Raw genomic sequence first — 18906 nt, 5'->3', positions numbered from 1 at the left:
CCGAGCCACCTACAAGATCAAAATAACGAGAAAAGTACTCTCACCTGGGCAAATGCCTTAACTCACTGGCATTGCAGCTCAGACGGGCTTTTCCGGCAGCCAGTACCGCACCACGTCAGCCAGTGACCCTAGGCTCCTCTAGCAGATGATCTAACACGGCATCTCCCGCGCAAGGCTGCCGTCGCTTTCCCCTGCAACGGGAGCGCGTGTGGCTTACGTGCTCGAACGGACCGGCAAAGACGGCTCAAGTCGCTACATCGGGATGTACCGCGCCAAGGACGGCAGTTACAAGTCGGCAGGCACCTACGACGACCACGAACGCGCCATCGAGGTCGCCGAGCAAGGCGAAGCTCCACGCATGTCTCAACGTCACGTCCTGGGCCCGCCGTTGCGAAATGATCGGCCTACGCCCTCGCGACTTCGGCCATCAGCTTCTCCAATCGAAGAACACAACGTCGCCGACGACGACCTCCTCTTCCCCCAGTGGATGTTCGCCTACCAACGCATCACCACCCCGAGCACCCCCGCCGAGGAACCACTCCCGCCCCTGGTCTCCAAGACCGGGCTCATCTACGAGCACGGCACCAAGTCCGCCCGCTACGGCATGAACTGCACCTGCCGAAAATGCAAGGACTTCGCCGCCGACTACCAACGCCGATGGCGTCGCCAGAAAACCCAGGAACGCGCAGCGAACGGCACCCTCACCAAGGCCAACATCTGGCGCCAGGACGGCACCGAATTCCTCTCCCCCGAAACCTGGAATCGGTTCTGGCACCACGCCCGCGAAACCGCGGGCCTCCCGAACGCCTTCACCGCCTACAACGCCCGCCACACCGGCATCAGCTGGGCCATCGCCAAAGGCGTAGACCTCCAGCGAGTCCGCCAACGAGCCGGCCACGGCAGCCTCTCCGTCACCTCCCGCCACGCCGCCATCCTCGACGAGGTCCGAGACTATGCCGATGTGGCCGACCCGTCATCCCTGGACCTGGGCCCCGCGAACCTGGTCGCGGCGGGGCCAGTCGGCGTGCGGGAGTCCGGCTAGACGCCAAGTCACCTTCGCGAAGAACACCCAGCCGTAGAAGGGGATGAGGTAGAGGAACGCGTCTCGCCTTCGATAAGCGACCAAGGGCAGCACGCACACCAGCACGAACAGCGGGACCAGCTCCGGCAACATCGGGACTAGGTCGTAGATGAGCGGGTTGCCGTCGAAGTATTTGCCGGTGTTCATCTCTTTCTGAATCATGACCCGAGCTACACCTGCCATACCTGGGACTGCCAGCCACAGCGCCACCGCAAGAGCAACCCGCACCAGCCGCAGCCGCAAAGACTCAACGCCCCTCATTCGACACCTCCCCGACAGCCGGAAAACCGCACTGTACCGCCAGCCCCGATACTCCCGGAATGCGTGTTCCAACGAGACCATGGCCAAGGGCGGCTTAGGGGCGCAGGACGACTTTGAGGGCGCCGGTCGTCCGGCAGGCGGTCGCGGACCAGCCGGACATCTCGGGTTTGTGGTGCGTCCCAGCCCAGGAGGGCGCCGATCTTCCAGCGTGCCGCGAACAGCAGCCGTGTCGGCCAGGCGCCGGTTCCCGGGCCGCCGGCCGCGCGGATCGCGGCGAGCATCACCGGGAAGTCGTCAGGGCCCGAGCCGGTGACGCACATGGCGGGCGCCGTCCGGACACCGCGAGAGCGATGGGTCGAAGAGGGACTGCGGATACAGGCCGCCGACGGGCTGGACGCCGTGCGCGTCGAGGTGCTGGCCAAGCGCCTGGGCGTCACCAAACTGGGCGTCACCAAAGGCGGCTTCTACACACCCGGAGCCGCCTGCCGAGGAGCCCCCCGAGTCCGGGAGGGCCGCCACCCGGGCCATCATCGCGACGGCGTCGCTGCCGGGTCCTTGGTCGTGAGCTTCCCAGTCGATTTCCTACAAGCGCAGGGTCCCGTCGCCGCTACCGGAGAGCAGGAAGCGGTCGTCCGGCATGAGTGTGGGCTACGCGGCCTCCCAGTCCCTGCGCTCCCTCGGTGCGTCCCTTCACTGGGAGGAGGTTCTGGCCGCGGCCCTGATCGCACTGGTGTCACTGATCCCGGATGATCGACATTCCGCACAGGTGATCGGGATCCTGTCCGATGCCGCCGACCAAGCACCCGACCTCCCGGCGAATCAGCTCATCGAACTCCTCCTCACGCGGTTCCCGACCTACCTCGACGTCTCAGAAGAGGACCACGAGCTGGCCCTGCTGATCGGGAAACTCGCACGACACGACAGCCAGTGGCATCGTGACGCCGCGGTGAGCTGGCTCCGGCAACTCCCGGACGACACCACCGACCCAGAACCGGACATCATGCTGCACACCAAGGCCTGGCACGCATGGTGCGATCGGCCTCACGAACCGGAATCGGTGATGCTGGCGCTGGTCTGCGACTCGGCGCTGCGTCGCGAGGAACTGTGCGCTTTGCGCCGACTACCTCGATCCCGGATGTCGATTCCCCTAGCGTTCTTCGTTATCTGATCGGGTGAAGGGGCTGTGGTGTGGTGCGGGTGAAGCGCCAGGCGGTGGCGGTCCAGAGTGCGCCCCAGGTGAGGAAGAACGGTGACCAGAGCATGAGGTCCCAGTGGGCGAGGTAGCGGGCCAAGTCGGCGTGTTCGGCGGGTGGTGGATTCAGGCCGGTCAGGAGGAGGGTGTCGCCGAGGAAGCCGAATCCCACGGGACCTACCGAGCGCACGATCATCACGATGCCGAGGGTCCATGTGGCGGTGGCCAGGAGCCGGCGGGGAATACGTCGTCCCCAGGGTTGGATGGTGGCCAGTGCGAGGAGCACACCGATGGTCGCGGCGGCGAACATGAGCCAGTAGCCCGCGACGAACCAGCCGTTGCGAGCGAGCATCAGTTCCCGCAGGTCCGGCCGCATCGGCTCTTTGTCCACCAGGAAGTCGGAGCCGAGGGCGTGGGCGTGGGCGTGGGCGAGTTTCATCAGCCCGTAGGCGGAGGTCCACACGCAGGTGGCGTAGGCGGGCCACCGGGCCGGGCTTTCAGTCCCCATGGTGCTCCGGACGCGGTCTGGTGATGAGCCTGTGGTCAGCCTACTGGAGGACCTTGCGGAAGGCGTTGGCGATCTGGCGGTAGCCTTCCGTCGTCGCGTGGCCGTCGTTGTCGCTGCAGGCGTAGGTCCAGGCGCAGATGCGGGCCACGTTGAGCGGGATGCGGCCGTAGGGCTCGACGGTCACCTGGGTGACGAAATCATGGGTGGAGAAGGCCCCGTTGACATCGGCGACCGGGACCCCGAAGGAGGCGGCGGCGGTGCTTCCGAGGAAGTTGAAGGCGTCGAGCATCGGCACGGACGCCACAGCGGTCAGCTTGTCGCCCCGCACCCAGCGGCTCAGCTCCGGGTCGAAGTAGTTCATCGCCGCGTAGCGCGGTGTGTCGCCACCGGCTTCCTTCAACGCCCGGCCGATGCGCGGCAGGTTGGTGGCGAGCGGAGCCGCTCCCTTCAGCAGCCAGCACAGGGCGTCCTCCAGCCGCAGCGTGCAGCCGAAGTTGACGCCGATGTCGAGCGTCACGTACTTGACCCGCCCGGGGTGAGCCTTGAGGAAGGCGACCGCGGCGTTGAGCTGGGAGCCCTCGGGGTAGGGACATATCCCGCCCTCGATCATCGTGGTGGTGCTCTCGCCGCCACAGCCGAGCTTCACCAGCTTCAGCTCGGGCTGGGTGGCTTTGAACCCCGCGTACAGCGCGTCGGTATAGCCCTCGTCGGTCGAGTGGCCATGCTGGGAGCCGAGCGAGAGGGAGTCACCGAGGGCCAGATAGTAGGTGGACGATGTGTCCGCCCGAGCGGGCAGGGCGGCGACCGTCGTGGCGGCGAGCACGGCCAGGCCGCAGGCGGCGGCGGTGACGCGGTTACGAATACCCATGCGATGACTCCTTCGGGCGTGGTCGACCGGTGCAGGAGGCCGCGCGTACCGCGAGTACGAATGCGGCAGCGGCAGCGGCAGCGGCAGCGGCAGCGGCACACCGAAGCACCCATGACAATGATCCATCCTGGACTATCGCCATCGTAAGCACGATCCTAAAGAACACATATGGCTATTGGAGATAAAGCACAGCCGGATCCCACTCGGTCCCGCTCTTGCCCGTCGAGACACCGAATGCACTGTCACCGACGGGCGGAGCGTCCGCCATCCGGTCAGGACGGCTCCTGTGTCAAACTTCGCCGACGCCCGGCCGGTAACTGCCGCCCCAGGCGCCACCAACACGAGCGCCCACCCCACCTCGGACAAGGCGCCCCCAGGGGCGGCTCGGGCGCTGTTCCGGGCAGGTTGGGGCGGTTCGCCATGCTGGTCGCCAGTCACCCCTCCGGCTCGCCGACCATCGGCGCTCTCTGGTGAAGGACCCGATGCGTTCAGGCCGCGGACTGGCTTGCCGCGAACGTGTGCGACAAGGAGCGGCGGGAAGCCACTAGACCCGCTTTCCACGCATGAGTGATCGTCGGCGAGTTGCCGTGAGGCGTCGCGCAGGTGATGGGTATCCAGCGCGGTTTTCTCAGCGGGAATCGCGAGTGAGGCAGGTCCCTCATGCCGAGGGCTGGTCAGAGGAGGGTGATGGTGGGTTCGGTGGGTTGGCGGGCTTCGGGGTTGATGGTGTCGCTGAGCGGTCTTTCCACCCGCGAGGTGCGGGCGTACGCACGGGCCGAGGGGCTGCCCGAGACCGTCCACGGACGGCTCGCCCAGGTGACACACGGCCACCCAGTCGCTGACGGAGGCGCTGCGCCGGAACCCGTCCGCCGGGCTTGATCTGGCCGATACACCGGACGCGGCCGGACACCTGGATGGGTGATTCTTGACCAGGCGGCACGGATCGTCGAGGGGCTCTCGGCACGGAGTGCGAGAAAGAGAGTCGGTGTCGTCGCCCTGCGGTCGCGCCCTGGCCCGCGCTCCGGGCACAAGGAGCGGAGGCAACAGGGTCGTGGCCGGACGCAGGGACGTCCGGCCACGGTCTTTCTTGGGAGCCTTAGCTGATGTTGGCGTTCTGGGTGGTCGTGGTGCCGTTCCAGACGTTGAGGCCTAGGCGGCCGCTGGTGTAGGTGCTGTCGGTGACGTCGATGACCGGGTTGGTCCCGTTGTTGAGGTAGATCTTGATGCGGGGGCCGGCCGCGACGACTTTCAGGTGGTAGATCGTGCCGGCATTGATGGTGGTGTTGTAGGTGCCCAGCGTGGTCCAGGGCCGCCAGAGCTTGACCTCGCCGGAGGTGTTGATGTTGACGGTGTAGTGGGCGGTGGCCGTGGCGTTGGACCGGAAGGTCAGACCCGCCGCGGTTCCCGGATTCCCCGCGGTGTCGGGACGCAGATCGGCTTCGTAGGTGAAGTCCGACGCGGTCTGGGACGACAGGTAGTAGCCGTCGCCGGCAGAGGTGGCCTTCTGGCCGGCAGTGGTGTCGGTCCAGCTACCCGACACACTCGTCCACGGGCCGGCCAGGTTGGTCTGGAACCCGGGCTCGGGGTCGGGGTCAGGGTCCGTACCGGCAGGACCGGCGTTGGCGTTACGGATGGTCGCGGCACCGTTGTACAGGTTGATGCCGGACAGGCCGCTCGAATAGCTGGTGTCGGTGACGTCGATGACCGGGGTGGCGCCGTTGTCGAGGAACACCTTGATACGGGAACCGACCGCCACGACCTTCAGGTGATGGTTCTGGCCGTGGCCGATCGGGGTGCTGAACGTCCCCAGCGTTGTGCCGGGCTTCCACAGTTTGATCTGCCCGCCACCATCGGTGTTGATGTTGGCCGTGTAATGCTTGGTCAGATCGGTGGAGGCGCGGAACGTGACCCCCGCCGCGATCGCGGTGTCCAGACGCAGATCAGCCTCATAAGAGAAATCCGAACCCGTCTGCCCCGACATGTAGAACGCGTCACCGGGCGCCGTGCCGGTCTTGCCGTCCGAGACCGACGTCCACGAACCACCCACCGCACGCCACGGACCAGACAGGTTGCTACCAGGGTTCTCGCCCGCCGTGGACGATGGCCAGGTCCGAGCGATCTTGTAGTACTTCAGCGAGGTGAGCTGGACGTTGCCGCCTTCGGCGTAGGCGACGATGCCGCGACTGGCCGTCGAGGCGTCGAAGTTGACGTTGTCGCTGTGGACGAGCCGGCCGTCGTTGCCGAAGATCTCCAGCTGTCCACGGTCGACGAGGACGCGCATCTTGATCTTGCCGTTGACCGGGGACAGCGGCGATCCGTACAGCTTCTGGGACGAACGATCGTAGGCGACCGCTCGGTCGTAGGTGCCGTCGGCTCGGGTGTGGAGCTTCAGCCCGAACTTGGACGCCGTCGCGTTCGCGGCGTCGAACTCGGCGATCACTTCGTAGGTGTCACCGGAGATCCCGGTCAGCGGGTTGCTGGCAGGGTCGGCGGTGATGGTCCGATCCGTCCACGACTGCGCGTCGGAGCGGAGTGACGCGAGTTCGGCGACGGGGTTCCGCGTGACGCGGAGCCCTTCAGGGAAGGTCCTCAGCGCCATCTCCGTGGGGAAGGTGGCGTTTCCGGTCCAGGTCGCGCCGTGGTTTCCCGGCTGCCAGGCCATGTGCACGATACGGCCGTCAGGCATGTTGTTGAAGGTCAGCCCGGCGTAGACGGTTCCGCCGAAGCTGTTCTCGCCCTGGTCCAGCCGTTGCGGCGTGGTCCAGTTCGTGGTGAAGTGCGTTCCGTCGAAGTCGCCGACGACGTATTCGAGGCTGGCGTCATTGAGGACCCACTTGACAGTGGAGCCGCCATCGACGGACAGCGGATAAAGGTCAGGGCACTCATACAGCCAGTCGGCGCTGAACCTGCTGGCGTAAGTCCAGTTGAGCAGGTTGGGCGAGGTGTAGATGTTGACGCCGTTGCCGCCGGTGTTCGACCACACGACCATGACCCATTTGTTGGTGGCCGCGTGCCAGAACACTTTCGGGTCGCGGCTCTCCCCGGACGGGGTCGCGACCTTCGCGCCGTTGTTGTAGGACTTGAAGGTCTTCGCGCCGTCGGTGCTGTAGGCGACCGAGACGCCGTCGGTACCGGTGAAGACGACGATCGGTGCGTCGGCGCCGTCTTTCAGGCCGGAGGTGTTGGCGGTGTCGACGACGCCCGCGCCCGACCAGAGGTTCCCGGGGTGCACGCCGGGTTCCAGCGCGATGGGCTTCTGCGTCCAGCGCACCAGGTCGGGGCTGGTCGCGTGGCCCCAGTGCATGGTGTCCCAGCCCAGCCCGTGCGGGTTGTGCTGGTAGAAGAGGTGGTATTCGCCGTTGTAGTACAGCGGCGCGTTGATGTCGTTCATCCAGCCGGCGCGCGAGCTGAAGTGGAACTGGCCGCGGTAGGGCTCGTCGTAGGCGCCCTCGCTGGTCGTCGGGTACGGGTACTCGGGGTAGGGGTCGGCGGACGCGGGGGCCGGAGCCCAAAGTCCCAGCATGGCGAGTCCTAGCACGAAAGCGATCCCTGCGCGCAGGGCATGGCGCGGCTTGGGGCGACCGCGGCGGGAACGGAGCATGGAGGTCTCCTCGACAACGGGGTGGGGTGGCTTGAGGAAACGTTTCCTCAAGCCTGAGTGGATTATTGAACAGAGGCCGATCGGTGTCCATATGACAAATTGTTTTGGCAATGGACGGCAGAAGGCCCGGACGGGCGCACATCGTCCGGGCCTTCTGGTAAGGGTGATTCAGCCGGTTAGCGGCCGAGCTTCCACGCGGTGAAATCGGCGATCTTGGCAGTCCCGCCGTCGGCGAACGCGCTGATGCCGGTACTGCCGGGGCTGGGGAAGATCTGGTCGGTCAAGGAGACCAGACCCTTGTTGGCGTAGACCTCGACAGAGGAGGCGTCGACGACGATGTGCAGGTTCAGCCTGCCGTTGTCCAGGGCGACCGGTGCGCGATGGACACCGGGGAAGGTCGGGTGGAAGCCGACGTCTCCGGAAGCAGTTCGGTCGATGTAGAGCTCACCGGTCGTGGTGTCGTAGCCGATCCTGGTCTTCTGGCCGTCGCCCGTGCGCACGTCCAGACCGAAGGTCTTGGCGTCGCCGGGCCTCAGGGCGGCGTCGATCTCGGTGACCTGGCCCCGGTCGCCGAGCGGCACGGTGCCCTTCACCGGCCGGCCCTGGACCTTGAGCGGTTGGCCCCGCCGAAGGCCCGTCAGATCGATCGGCTCGGACATCAGCCGCATTCGGCCGTCCACCTCGCGCAGGGTCAGTTCCCGGGGCAGGGACATGGCGCTGCGCCAGGGGCTGGTGGGGATGTTCTGGCCGTAGTTCCAGTTGTTCATCCAGCCGATCATGATCCGCTTGCGGCCCGGGGCGTCGTTGTAGGTGACCCCGGCGTAGAAGTCGGCTCCGTAGTCGATCCAGTGGGCGCGTTCGACGCTGCTGCGGGCGGGGGCGTCGGCGAGGGTGAACTGGTCGGCGAGGATGTGCCCCCAGCCGCCCTGGTTGGCGTCGACGATCTCGATCCGCGCCTTCTTGCCGGCCAGGTCGGCGAGGTTCCAGGAGGCCCAGTCCATGCTCTCGCTGTTCGGCCCGGTCGCGGTGCGCACGACCTTCCCGTCGACCAGGAGGTTGACGGCGGTCTGCACGTCACGCGGCTTGGCCGCGACGTCGGAGAAGACGATGTGGTCAAGCATGATGTGTCCCCACCCGCCGACCGCGTCGTCCACGACCTGCACGGTGGCCTGCTCGCCGATCAGATCGTTGACGTCCCACGCCGTCCACAGCATCTCGGGGCTGTCGAGGCCGGTGGCCGTGCGCACGACCTTGCCGTCGACGACCAGGTTGAACGCTGCGGCGCCGTCGGTGCCGTAGGGGTGGTAGCCGCCGGCGATGAGGAAGTCGATATAGCGCTTGGTGATGGTGAAGGCCGGTGAGGTGATCGTGCCGGTCGCCGGGTCACAGTCGTCGACACAGGTGTCCAGTGCATGACCGCCGACCTGGCCGGGCAGCGGCCCGGGGGCGGGCACGGCGTTCACGTAGGAACCCGTGGCCGTCCAGCCCCCGCCCCAGCCGGGACCTTCGAAGTCGGCGAACACCTCACCGGGCGGCGGGGTACCGTCGCCGGTTCCATCGACGTGCGGATGCTTGCCGCCGCCCACCAGGAAGTTCAGGTACGGCTTGCCGACGGTGAACTCGGGCGAGGTGAGCGTGCCCGTCGAGGCGTCGTGGTCGAGGAAGGTGTTGACCAGGCCCTCGCCGAGGAAGCCCGACACGCCGCCCTGGTCGGTGAGGTTGCCGGTCGCGGGCGCGGTGCCGAACGCGGTGCCGGTGGAGGTCCACTGCCCGTAGCTGCCGCCCTCGAAATCAGCCAGAACAGTCCCGGCAGGTGGGGTGTAGCTCGGCGGATCGTCTGACGTGAAGGTCGTGCCGTCGAAGTCTCCGGTGAAGTACTGCGCGCCCGAGCCGCCGGCGATGCCGCCCGGGTTGATGTTCACGACCAGGACCCACTTGCTGCGCTTCCCGTCGCCCTTCACCGGAAGCTGGAACAGGTCGGGGCACTCCCACAGCCCGCCGGTGGCGCCGGCGGGGCCGAAGTCGCTCAGCGCCGTCCAGGACTTCAGGTCGGGCGAGGAGTAGAAGCGGACCTTCTGCTGGGTGGACAGCGCGACGACCATGAGCCAACGCCGGCTCGCCTCGTGCCAGAACACTTTCGGGTCGCGGAATTCGCTGGAGCCGATGTCGAGCACGGGGTTCCCGGAGTACTTGGTCCAGGTGAGGCCCTCGTCCGTGCTGTAGGCCAGGGATTGAGCCTGCTTGCCGCCCTGCTTGTAGGCGCTGGTGTAGATCGCCACTAGCGGCGGGGCGGCGCTGGTGCCCAGGCCGCTGGTGTTCTTCTGGTCGAGCACGACACTGCCGGAGAACACCATCTCCTGATCGTCGTGCGGGATGGCGAGCGGGAGCTCGGTCCAGTGGACGAGATCGGTGCTGACGGCGTGGCCCCAGGACATGTTGCCCCAGGTGTTACCGGACGGGTTGTACTGGTAGAAGAGGTGATACTTGCCCTTGTAGAAGATCAACCCGTTGGGGTCGTTCATCCAGTTCTTGGCGGGCGTGTAGTGGATCTGCGGCCGGTAGGGCTCGGGGCCGGGCGCGGCATCGGCGGGCACGCTCGCACCCAGCAGAGCGACCGACATCGCCAGGGCCAGGAGGGCGCGCAGCCAGGGGTGGCCGCGAAGGGGGATGCGCATGACGTTCTCCAAAAGGGGTGGTTCTCCGGAGACGAGGAAACGTTTCCTCAGCGTCCGTCATTATGTTCCGGCCTCTGACCAAAGTCCATGGTTCAGGGCGAGGCTGCTACGGGCGGTATGGTCATCGGGGGGAGGAGACAGCGGTGACCTCACAAAGGGCGCGCCCGGGCAGCAAGCGCGTGACGATGCGCGACGTCGCGACATTCGCCGGGGTCGGTATGACCACGGTCTCCCGCGTCATCAACGGCGTGCCGGTCGATCCGGTGCTCACAGCTCAGGTCCGCGACGCGATCGAGCAGCTCGGCTACCGCCAGGACGCCGCCGCGAGCAGCCTGCGGCGTACCGACCGTCGCACGGACACGATCGGGCTCATCCTCGAGGACGTCGCCAACCCGTTCTCGTCCTCCCTGCACCGCGCGGTCGAGGACGTCGCCGCCGGGCGAGGGCTGCTCCTGCTCACAGGCAGCAGCGATGAGGATCCGGCCAGGGAACGTAGCCTGCTCACCTCGTTCCTGACGCGCCGGGTGGACGGCCTGATCGTCCTGCCCACGGGACAGGTGGGCGCGGAACTGGAGTCGGCGCGCCGATACGGCACCCCAGTGGTGTGCGTCGACCGGATCCTGGCGCTCGACGGCGTCGACACCGTGACCGTCGACAACACCGGCGGTATCGGAGCGGCCGTGCGGCGGCTGGCCGCCCTGGGGCACCGCAAGATCGCTTTCCTCGGTGACAGGTCGGCGCTGTGGACCGCGCAGCAGCGCTGGGAGGGATTCGTCGCGGCGATGACCGAGGCCGGATGCCCGGTGCGCACCGCCTGGACCTGTCGCGACGTCCACGACGTCGGCGCCGCGGAAGCCGCCACGGACCAGATCTTCACCGGTCCGAACACCCCGACCGCGCTGATCACCGCCCAGAACCTGCTGACCATCGGGGCCCGACGCGTCCTGCAGCGGCGGCGGTTGCAGCATTCCGTCGCGCACGTCGGCTTCGACGACTTCGACCTGGCGGATCTGCTCGATCCGCCGCTTTCGGTCATCGCGCAGGACCCGGCGGAGATAGGGAGAACCGCGGCGACGATGTTGCTGGCCCGGCTGGATCAGGACTCGGGTCCGCCACGGCATGTCGTTCTGCCGACCCGGTATCTCGCCCGTGGCTCGGGCGAGATACCGGGTTGAGCCCTAGCTGATGGTGGCGTTCTGGGTGGTGGTGGTGCCGTTCCAGATGTTGAGGCCGAGGCGGCCGGTGGTGTAGGTGGTGTCGGTGACGTCGATGACCGGGTTGGTCCCGTTGTTGAAGTAGATCTTGATACGGGGCCCGGTGGCGACGACTTTGAGGTGGTAGGCGGTGCCGGGGTTGATGGCGGTGTTGTAGGTGCCCAGCGTGGTCCAGGGCCGCCAGAGTTTGACCTCGCCGGTGGTGTTGATGTTGACGGTGTAGTGGGCGGTGGCGGTGGCGTTGGAGCGGAAGGTGAGGCCGGCAGCGGTGCCGGGGTTGCCTGCGGTGTCGGGACGGAGGTCGGCTTCGTAGGTGAAGTCGGATGCGGTTTGTGAGGACAGGTAGTAGCCGTCGCCGGTAGCGCTGCCTTTCTCCCCCGCGGCGGTATCGGTCCAGGTGCCGGCGACGCTGGTCCAGGGGCCGGTCAGGTTGGTTGTGAACCCGGGGCTCGGTTCGGGGTCGGTGCCGACGGGGCCTGCGTTGGCGTTCCGGATCGTCGCGGCGCCGTTGTAGAGGTTGATGCCGGATAGGCCGCTGGCGTAGCTGGTGTCGGTGACGTCGATGACCGGGTTGGCGCCGTTGTTGAGGAACACCTTGATGCGGGAGCCGGCCGCCACGACCTTCAGGTGGTAGTTCTGGCCGCGGACGATCGGCGTGCTGAAGGTCCCGAGAGTCATGCCCGGTTTCCAGAGTTTGATCTGGCCGCCGCCGTCGGTGTTGATGTTGGCGGTGTAGTGCTTGGTCAGGTCATTGGAGGCTCGGAAGGTGATTCCAGCGGCGATCGCCGTGTCCAGACGCAGGTCGCCCTCGTAGGACAAGTCCGAACCCGTCTGCGCCGACATGTAGAACGCGTCGCCAGGCGCTGTTCCGGTCTTGCCGTCCGCGACCGAAGTCCACGAACCACCCACCGCACGCCAAGGGCCGGCCACATTACTGCCGGGGTTGGTGCCGCCGTCTGCCGGCGCCGTGCCGTAGATGTCCTTGAACTCGCGAATCTTCACGTTCGAGAACTGCGCGGGACCACCCTGGCTGAACAGCGCGATCCCCTTGTCCCCGGGAGCAGGGAAGATCTCGCTGGAGTGGACGTACTTGCCGTCGTCGACGAAGACCTCCAGGGTCGTCCGGTCGACCAGGATGCGCAGATGCACGTTCTTCTTGCTGATCGGCGACGTGCTCCTCAGGTAGCGGCCCGACCCGTCCGGGTTTCCGGTCTTGGCGCGGTCGACGTACACGTTGCCGCCCGTGACGCCGACATCGGCGTGCCGGTTGCCGTCCGCCGACGTGCGTAGCCGCACACCCAGGTCGGTAGCGGTCTCCCAGCTCACGTCGGCACTCAGCTCGTAGGCGCTGCCGCTATAGGACAGCGGCGTCTGCCCGTCGACCGAGAGCGTGCCCAGATCGACGGTCCTGTTGACGATGCCGTCCAGGCCGCTGACGGGCTGGGAGACCAGACTGAAGGAGCCGCCGGCCTGCTTCTTGAGGCGGATCTCGCGCACGATCGAGTCCGTGCCGTTGAATCCGTCGTTGGGCCAGGTCGGCGTCGCTTCGGGATAGGACCAGTTGTTCATCCAGCCGAGCCCGTAGCGGACGGCCGGATCGGGCGACCCGCCGGCCATCTTCTCCCAGGTGACAGCGGCATACCAGTCCCAGCCGTGGTCGAGCCACTGCGGGGTCGCCTCGTCGGCCTGGAACGTGGTCCCGTTGAACCCACCCGTCCAGTACGCGTAGGTGTTCGGCAGCCCTGACGCCTTGCCGTTCGCGGACACGCCCAGAACCCATTTCGTGGTCCCGTCGTCGGCCTTCAACGGGAACAGGTCAGGGCACTCGACGATGTCGATGCCGCTGGTGCCGTAGCTACTCTGGAACTGCCAGTGCTTGAGGTCGGTCGAGGTGTAGAAGCCGACGTCGCGGCCTTCGGCCAAGGCCATCACCCACCGGTTGCGGGCCGTGTCGCGGACGATCTTCGGGTCGCGGAAGTCGGGTTTTCCCGGGTTGGGCAGCACGGGGGTGTCGCTGTAGTGGGCGAAGGTCTTGCCGCCGTCGGTGGAGTACCACAGGAACTGCGCCTGTGCTCCGTTGCTGCTGTCGCGTTGGGTCATGACGGCGACGACGGCGTTCGCGCCGAAGCCCGCCGTGTTCGCCTCGTCGACGACCGCGGAACCGGACCATACGTCGCCGTTGGGCTGGGTGAACTTGGGGATCGACACTCCGCGATCGGTGAAGTTCACGTTGTCCGTGGTGGTGCTGCGGCGCCACTCCGTTCCCGGTCCACGCAGGTAGTCGCGGTTGTAGAGGTAGTAGTACTGGTACTCGCCGTTGATGAAGATCGGCCGCTGCGGATCGTTCTTCCAGTTGTCGGGCACGGTCAGGTGGTAGGCGGCCCGGTAGGTGGGCGACGGTTCGGCGTGTGCCTGCGGGGCGGGAGCCGTGAGGGCGGCCGCGACCAGCGCGATGCCTAGGAGAATGCGTCCGATGAGGGTGGGGGGACGGTGAACGTTCAAAGATTCCTCCGGCTTCGGAAGAGCGAACGGTGACGGGGTGGTGGTGGGGCCTTCCGGCCGGGCGGCAATGCCGGGTAAGTTACCGGCAGATTGAGGAAACGTATCCTTGCGATTGCCCGACAGTGTCGGATCCCGTCGGGGGGATGTCAACAGTCCGGCCGGTCCGTTGCAGTCCGGCACCGGTCGCAGCGCATCGAAAGCGTGGCGAGATATTGACATATCCAGCGCAGGGGTGAATGTTCTCGGCGGTAAGTACCTGACAAAACGATTGGGCATGATGATGGGCCGGCGCAAGGTGGGCATCAGGGACGTGGCCGCGGAAGCGGGCGTCTCGATGACGACGGTGTCGCACATCCTCAACAACGTCGCCGGTGCACGGGTCAACGGCGAAACCAGGGAACGTGTCCTGGAGGTCGCGCAGCGGTTGGGCTACGCGCCCAACGGGCTCGCACGCGGGCTGAGGATGCGTCGCTCCGGCCTGATCGGCCTGATCGGCGACGAGATCGCGACCACTCCGTACGCGGGAAAGATCGTCCTGGGCGCGCAGCAGGTGGTACAGCGTCACGGCGGGATACTGGTGGTCACCGATGCCGGGGGCGACCCCGACGTCGAAGAGCAGGCCGCCCTGCAGTTGCTCTCGCGCCAGGTCGAGGGCGTGCTCTTCGCCGCGATGTACCACCGGAACGTGACCGTGCCGGCGAGCCTCGAGGGCGCCCCCGTCGTCCTGCTCGACGCGATCTGCGATGACCCGGCCTACTCGTCAGTCGTTCCGGACGAGGTCGCCGGCGGCCGAGCCGCGGCGAGAGTGCTCCTGGACGCCGGGCATCGTCGCCTGGGGTTCATCAACGACGTCGAGGACATTCCCGCGCGGCACGGTCGTCGGATCGGCTTTCTCGACGAGGCCCGCCGTGCAGGGGGCGTCTCGGTGGCGGAAACCGAGTGCGAGCCCTGGGCACACACGGGGCGCATCGCCGCTCTGGAGATGCTGCGCTCTCCGGACCGGCCGACGGGGGTGTTCGCGTTCAACGACCGGATCGCGATGGGGGTCTATCAGGCCGCCGCGGAGAACGCGCTCCGTATCCCTGACGACCTGTCGGTCGTCGGCTTCGACGACATGGAGGTGATCTCCCAGGGGCTCCGTCCCGCGCTGACCACGGTCGCTCTGCCCCACCTCGAAATGGGTGCCTGGGCCGCCGAACAGCTCTTCCGGCTCATCGAGGGCGCGTCCAGCCCGCCCCCGACCCGCCATCAACTCCAAGGATCTGTCATCCACAGGTTCTCGGTAGCGCCGCCGCCTCGGACCTGACCCGAGACGACGGCGCGCTCCACCGGCATCGGCGATCGCGCCAACGATCAACGATGTTCGGCCACCTGACCGAAATCCGATGAAAAGAGGAATCCGATGCTCATCAGCAGGTTCCGAACCCTCGCAATAATCCTATCCGCCGCCGCGCTCACCAGCGCGTGCTCCTCCGGCTCCGGCTCCGGCTCGAGCACCTCCGGTGGTGTCACGACCCTCACCCTGTGGACCCACAACGCGGGCAACGCGAAGGAACTCGACGTCGTCAAGCGGATCATCACCGACTTCAACGCCAGCCAGACGAAGTACAGAGTCGAGTACCAGGCGTTCCCACAGGGCGCCTACAACGACGCCGTGGTCGCGGCCGCCACCGCGAAGAAGCTGCCGTGCATCATCGACGTCGACGGCCCGAACGTGCCCAACTGGGCCTGGGCGAAGTACCTCGAACCGCTCGACCTTCCCACCGACCAGTTCGCCGACCAGCTCCCCAGCACGGTCGGCCGCTATGAGGGGAAGGTCTACTCCTTCGGGCACTACGACGTCGCCGTGTCCATGATGACGCGCAAATCAACCCTGGAGAGCAACGGCGTCCGCGTTCCGACGCTCGACAAGCCGTGGACGGCCGAGGAATTCGACTCCGCACTGACCAAGATCAAAGCGACCGGGAAGTTCAAGTACCCGCTCGACCTGAGCACCGGCCTCACCGGCGAGTGGTGGCCCTACGGCTACTCGCCCTTCCTGCAGAGTTTCGGTGGGGACCTCATCGACCGCAACGGTTACGCGGCCGCCAAGGGCACGCTCAACGGACCGGCCGCGGTGAAGTGGGCGACCTGGTTCCAGGGCCTGGGCACCCGGGGAATGATCGCCAAGAAGTCCGGCGAGGACCCCGCGCTGGACTTCGTCAACGGCAAGACCGCCATCAGCTGGAACGGCAGCTGGGCGGCCGACGCCGTCACCGCGAAGTTCAACGACGTCCTGTTCCTGCCGCCGCCCGACTTCGGCTCCGGTCCGAAGATCGGAGGAGCGTCCTGGCAGTGGGCGCTGTCGTCGAGCTGCGCCGCGAAAGACGGCGCTCAGGCCTACCTGAAGTTCTCGCTCCAGACCAAGTACGTGGTCGACTTCGCCAAGACCCTCGGCCTGACCCCCGCGACCCAGGCCGCGGCGGCGCAGGTGCCCAACTACGCGCCGGGTGGCAAGTACCGGTTCTTCCTTGACCTGTCGGCCAAGGATGCCGTCGTCCGGCCGGTCACCCCCGCGTACCCGTTCATCTCGACCGTGTTCACCAAGGCCGCGCAGGACATCCTGAACGGGGCCGACCCGCAGGGCACCCTGGACAAGGCCGCGGCCGACATCGACACCAACATCCGACAGAACGACGGCTACCGCTCCTGACGAGCACACGGCGGCCGGAGACCAACAGGCCTCCGGCCGCTTTGCCTGAGGGAGGAAACGTGCCCGTCATCAAGCGAGGGCGTCGTGCCGAATCGCTGCTCGGCGTCGTCATGGCGACGCCGGCGATCATCCTGCTCGGCGTCTTCTTTCTCGTCCCGATGCTCCTGGCGTTCGGGCTCGCCTTCACCAACGCCCAGCTCATCTCACCCCGTCCTCCCCGGTTCATCGGCGCGGACAACTTCAGCACGCTCATCGGCGATGAGCTGTTCCACGCCTCCCTGATCAACACGGTGTACTTCGCGGGGGTCGTCGTTCCCGTCCAGGCCGGTCTCGGGCTGGTGCTCGCGGTACTCGTCAACGGGAATTTTCGCGGCCGGAACCTGGTCCGCAGCGTCTACTTCCTTCCCGTGATCACGTCCATGGTGGTCGTCTCGATGCTGTGGCGCTTCATCTACCAGCCCGACGGCCTGCTCAACCACGTCATCTCCACACTCAGCCTCGACAACTGGCACGGCACCGACTGGCTCGGAAATCAGGCGACGGCCATGCCCGCGATCATCTTCATGTCGGTGTGGCAGGGTGTCGGCTTCCACATGGTGATCTGGCTCGCCGGACTCCAGACGATCCCCGGCGAACTCTATGAAGCCGCCGACATCGACGGCGCGGGCCGCTGGGCGCGGTTCCGGTATGTCACCTGGCCGGGACTGCGGACGATCCGCACGTTCATCCTCGTGACCATCACCATCGCCGCGTTCAGTCTGTTCACGCAGGTCAGCGTCATGACTCAGGGCGGTCCGCGCGACGCGACCACCACCTTGGTCCATATGGCGGTGCGCACGGGCTACGAACAGCACGCGACCGGATACGCGGCGACGATCTCGCTGGTGTTCTTCCTGCTGGTCATGGCCGTCACCGCGATCCAGCGCGTCCTCACCCGAGAGAAGGAATGACCATGTTCACCGCTAGCCGGGCACTCCTGTGGGCAGCGCGGATCCTGCTGATGGTCGTGTTCGTCCTGCCGCTCGTCTTCATGGTGATGTCGTCGCTCAAGCCCGACGCGCAGATCTTCGCCGACCTCGACTCCGCCCGTGCCTTCCTACCCGTCGGCGATCTGTCCACCGACAACTACACCGGCGTCTACGACCGGGTGCCGGCCAACCGGTTCCTCCTCAACTCCCTCTTCATCTCGGGCACGATCGTCGGCCTGGGGCTGATCGTCAACAGCCTCGCGGCGTTCGCGCTCAGCCGTACGCGATGGCCCGGACGACGCCTCCTGCTCACCGCCATCATCATGACCCTGATCGTCCCGTTCGAGACCCTCGCCCTGCCCATGGTGTGGTGGGTCAACAAACTTCCATGGCTGGAGCTGCACGGGTTTCGCCTCGCGCTCACGGAGGGCTGGCTGGACACCTACCGCGTCCAGATCCTCCCGTTCGTCGCCAACGCCTTCTCGATCTTCCTCTTCTACCAGTATTTCTCCAGCATCCCGAGGGAACTGGACCAGTCCGCCCGCCTTGACGGCGCCGGCAACCTCACCATCTACCGGCGCATCGTGATGCCGCTGTCCGGCCCAGCGATCGCCACGGTCGCCATCCTGACGTTCCTGCCCGCCTGGAACTCCTACCTGTGGCCTTTGATGGTCGTCCAATCCGAGGACCTGCGCCCCGTGATGGTCGGCGTTCAGTACTTCTCTCAGTTCGGTGTCTCCTGGGGGCAGATCATGGCCTACTCCACCATGATCACCATCCCCACACTCCTCCTCTTCCTGGCCTTCCAGCGGTCGTTCATCAACAGCATCGCCGCGACCGGAGTCAAGGGCTGATGTCAAGGGCTGAATAGTCAGGCAGCACATCGGCCGTCGGCCAGTACATCGGTCCGCCACGCAGGGCATCGCGGACCGATGTACTGGCCTGACCTGCGATAACGGCCTCTCGACCCGCTGGCCGCACCATGGTCAAAGCGTTTGCGCAAGCGCTTGCGCGGGTGATGGCGTGTGAGGAAACTAACGTCCACTTCGTCGGGACTTAACCCCCGATTCACCCCCCAAGGAGATCAACCATGATTCGTAGAGGTATCGCCCTCGCCGCCATCGGAGCCCTCGCCCTCACCGGCTGCGGGTCCGGCTCCAAGTCCGATGACGGTGCCACCGACGGCTCCCCCGCCAAGGTCGGTCTGATCACCAAGACCGAGACCAACCCGTTCTTCGTGAAGATGCGGGAGGGCGCCAAGGCCCAAGCCGACAAGGACGGTCTGGAGCTGATGACGGCGGCGGGGAAGTTCGATGGTGACAACGAGGGTCAGGTCACGGCGAT

At 66.6% G+C, this 18906-nt stretch carries 13 protein-coding genes and 1 pseudogene; 8 read left to right on the top strand and 6 right to left on the bottom strand.

Features of this window, described 5'->3' with window-relative positions:
* Positions 1–217 precede the first annotated feature (217 nt).
* Positions 218–1042, top strand: coding sequence for a hypothetical protein (locus ACYVE7_RS12875; RefSeq protein ID WP_460364876.1), 825 nt, complete (start codon positions 218–220; stop codon positions 1040–1042).
* Here ACYVE7_RS12875 and ACYVE7_RS12870 read toward each other — a convergent pair.
* Positions 974–1243, bottom strand: coding sequence for a hypothetical protein (locus tag ACYVE7_RS12870; protein WP_460364875.1), 270 nt, complete (start codon positions 1241–1243; stop codon positions 974–976). The genes ACYVE7_RS12875 and ACYVE7_RS12870 overlap by 69 nt on opposite strands.
* A 742-nt stretch (positions 1244–1985) precedes the next feature.
* Here ACYVE7_RS12870 and ACYVE7_RS12865 point away from each other — a divergent pair.
* Entirely contained in the window at positions 1986–2510 is a 525-nt protein-coding gene (locus ACYVE7_RS12865) for a hypothetical protein (RefSeq protein ID WP_460364874.1), read from the top strand.
* Here the strand turns inward: ACYVE7_RS12865 and ACYVE7_RS12860 are convergent.
* The 4 genes from ACYVE7_RS12860 to ACYVE7_RS12845 all read right to left on the bottom strand — a co-directional run bounded on the left by ACYVE7_RS12860 (position 2503) and on the right by ACYVE7_RS12845 (position 10186).
* Positions 2503–3042, bottom strand: coding sequence for a DUF3995 domain-containing protein (locus ACYVE7_RS12860; protein WP_460364873.1), 540 nt, complete (start codon positions 3040–3042; stop codon positions 2503–2505). The genes ACYVE7_RS12865 and ACYVE7_RS12860 overlap by 8 nt on opposite strands.
* A gap of 40 nt (positions 3043–3082) precedes the next feature.
* Positions 3083–3910: an SGNH/GDSL hydrolase family protein gene (locus tag ACYVE7_RS12855; protein ID WP_460364872.1), complete on the bottom strand. Its 828-nt coding sequence runs from the start codon at positions 3908–3910 to the stop codon at positions 3083–3085.
* Between the two features lie 1096 nt (positions 3911–5006).
* Positions 5007–7433: a GH32 C-terminal domain-containing protein gene (locus ACYVE7_RS12850; RefSeq protein WP_460364871.1), complete on the bottom strand. Its 2427-nt coding sequence runs from the start codon at positions 7431–7433 to the stop codon at positions 5007–5009.
* 254 nt (positions 7434–7687) lie between these two features.
* Positions 7688–10186, bottom strand: a complete 2499-nt coding sequence (locus tag ACYVE7_RS12845) for a GH32 C-terminal domain-containing protein (RefSeq protein WP_460364870.1) — start codon at positions 10184–10186, stop codon at positions 7688–7690.
* Between the two features lie 143 nt (positions 10187–10329).
* Between ACYVE7_RS12845 and ACYVE7_RS12840 the strand changes: the two genes are divergently transcribed.
* Entirely contained in the window at positions 10330–11361 is a 1032-nt protein-coding gene (locus ACYVE7_RS12840) for a LacI family DNA-binding transcriptional regulator (RefSeq protein WP_460364869.1), read from the top strand.
* Between the two features lie 3 nt (positions 11362–11364).
* On the opposite strand, the gene ACYVE7_RS12835 is transcribed toward ACYVE7_RS12840, so the two are convergent.
* On the bottom strand, positions 11365–13902 hold the full coding sequence (locus ACYVE7_RS12835) for a GH32 C-terminal domain-containing protein (RefSeq protein WP_460364868.1): 2538 nt from the start codon (positions 13900–13902) through the stop codon (positions 11365–11367).
* Between the two features lie 232 nt (positions 13903–14134).
* Here ACYVE7_RS12835 and ACYVE7_RS12830 point away from each other — a divergent pair, with 232 nt between their 5' ends.
* The 5 genes and pseudogenes from ACYVE7_RS12830 to ACYVE7_RS12810 form a co-directional block, all read left to right on the top strand.
* Entirely contained in the window at positions 14135–15208 is a 1074-nt protein-coding gene (locus ACYVE7_RS12830) for a LacI family DNA-binding transcriptional regulator (protein ID WP_460364867.1), read from the top strand.
* Between the two features lie 96 nt (positions 15209–15304).
* Positions 15305–16594 carry an extracellular solute-binding protein gene (locus ACYVE7_RS12825; RefSeq protein WP_460364866.1) on the top strand — a complete coding sequence of 430 codons (1290 nt, stop codon included), beginning with the start codon at positions 15305–15307 and terminating at the stop codon, positions 16592–16594.
* Positions 16595–16653: 59 nt separating this feature from the next.
* Positions 16654–17544, top strand: coding sequence for a carbohydrate ABC transporter permease (locus ACYVE7_RS12820; protein WP_460364865.1), 891 nt, complete (start codon positions 16654–16656; stop codon positions 17542–17544).
* A gap of 2 nt (positions 17545–17546) precedes the next feature.
* On the top strand, positions 17547–18416 hold the full coding sequence (locus tag ACYVE7_RS12815) for a carbohydrate ABC transporter permease (RefSeq protein ID WP_460364864.1): 870 nt from the start codon (positions 17547–17549) through the stop codon (positions 18414–18416).
* A gap of 236 nt (positions 18417–18652) precedes the next feature.
* Positions 18653–18906 (top strand): annotated as a pseudogene (locus tag ACYVE7_RS12810) (sugar ABC transporter substrate-binding protein); the annotation flags it as partial.

Source organism: Actinocorallia lasiicapitis, assembly GCF_054778695.1.
This window is presented reverse-complemented; position numbering and strand designations above follow the sequence as displayed.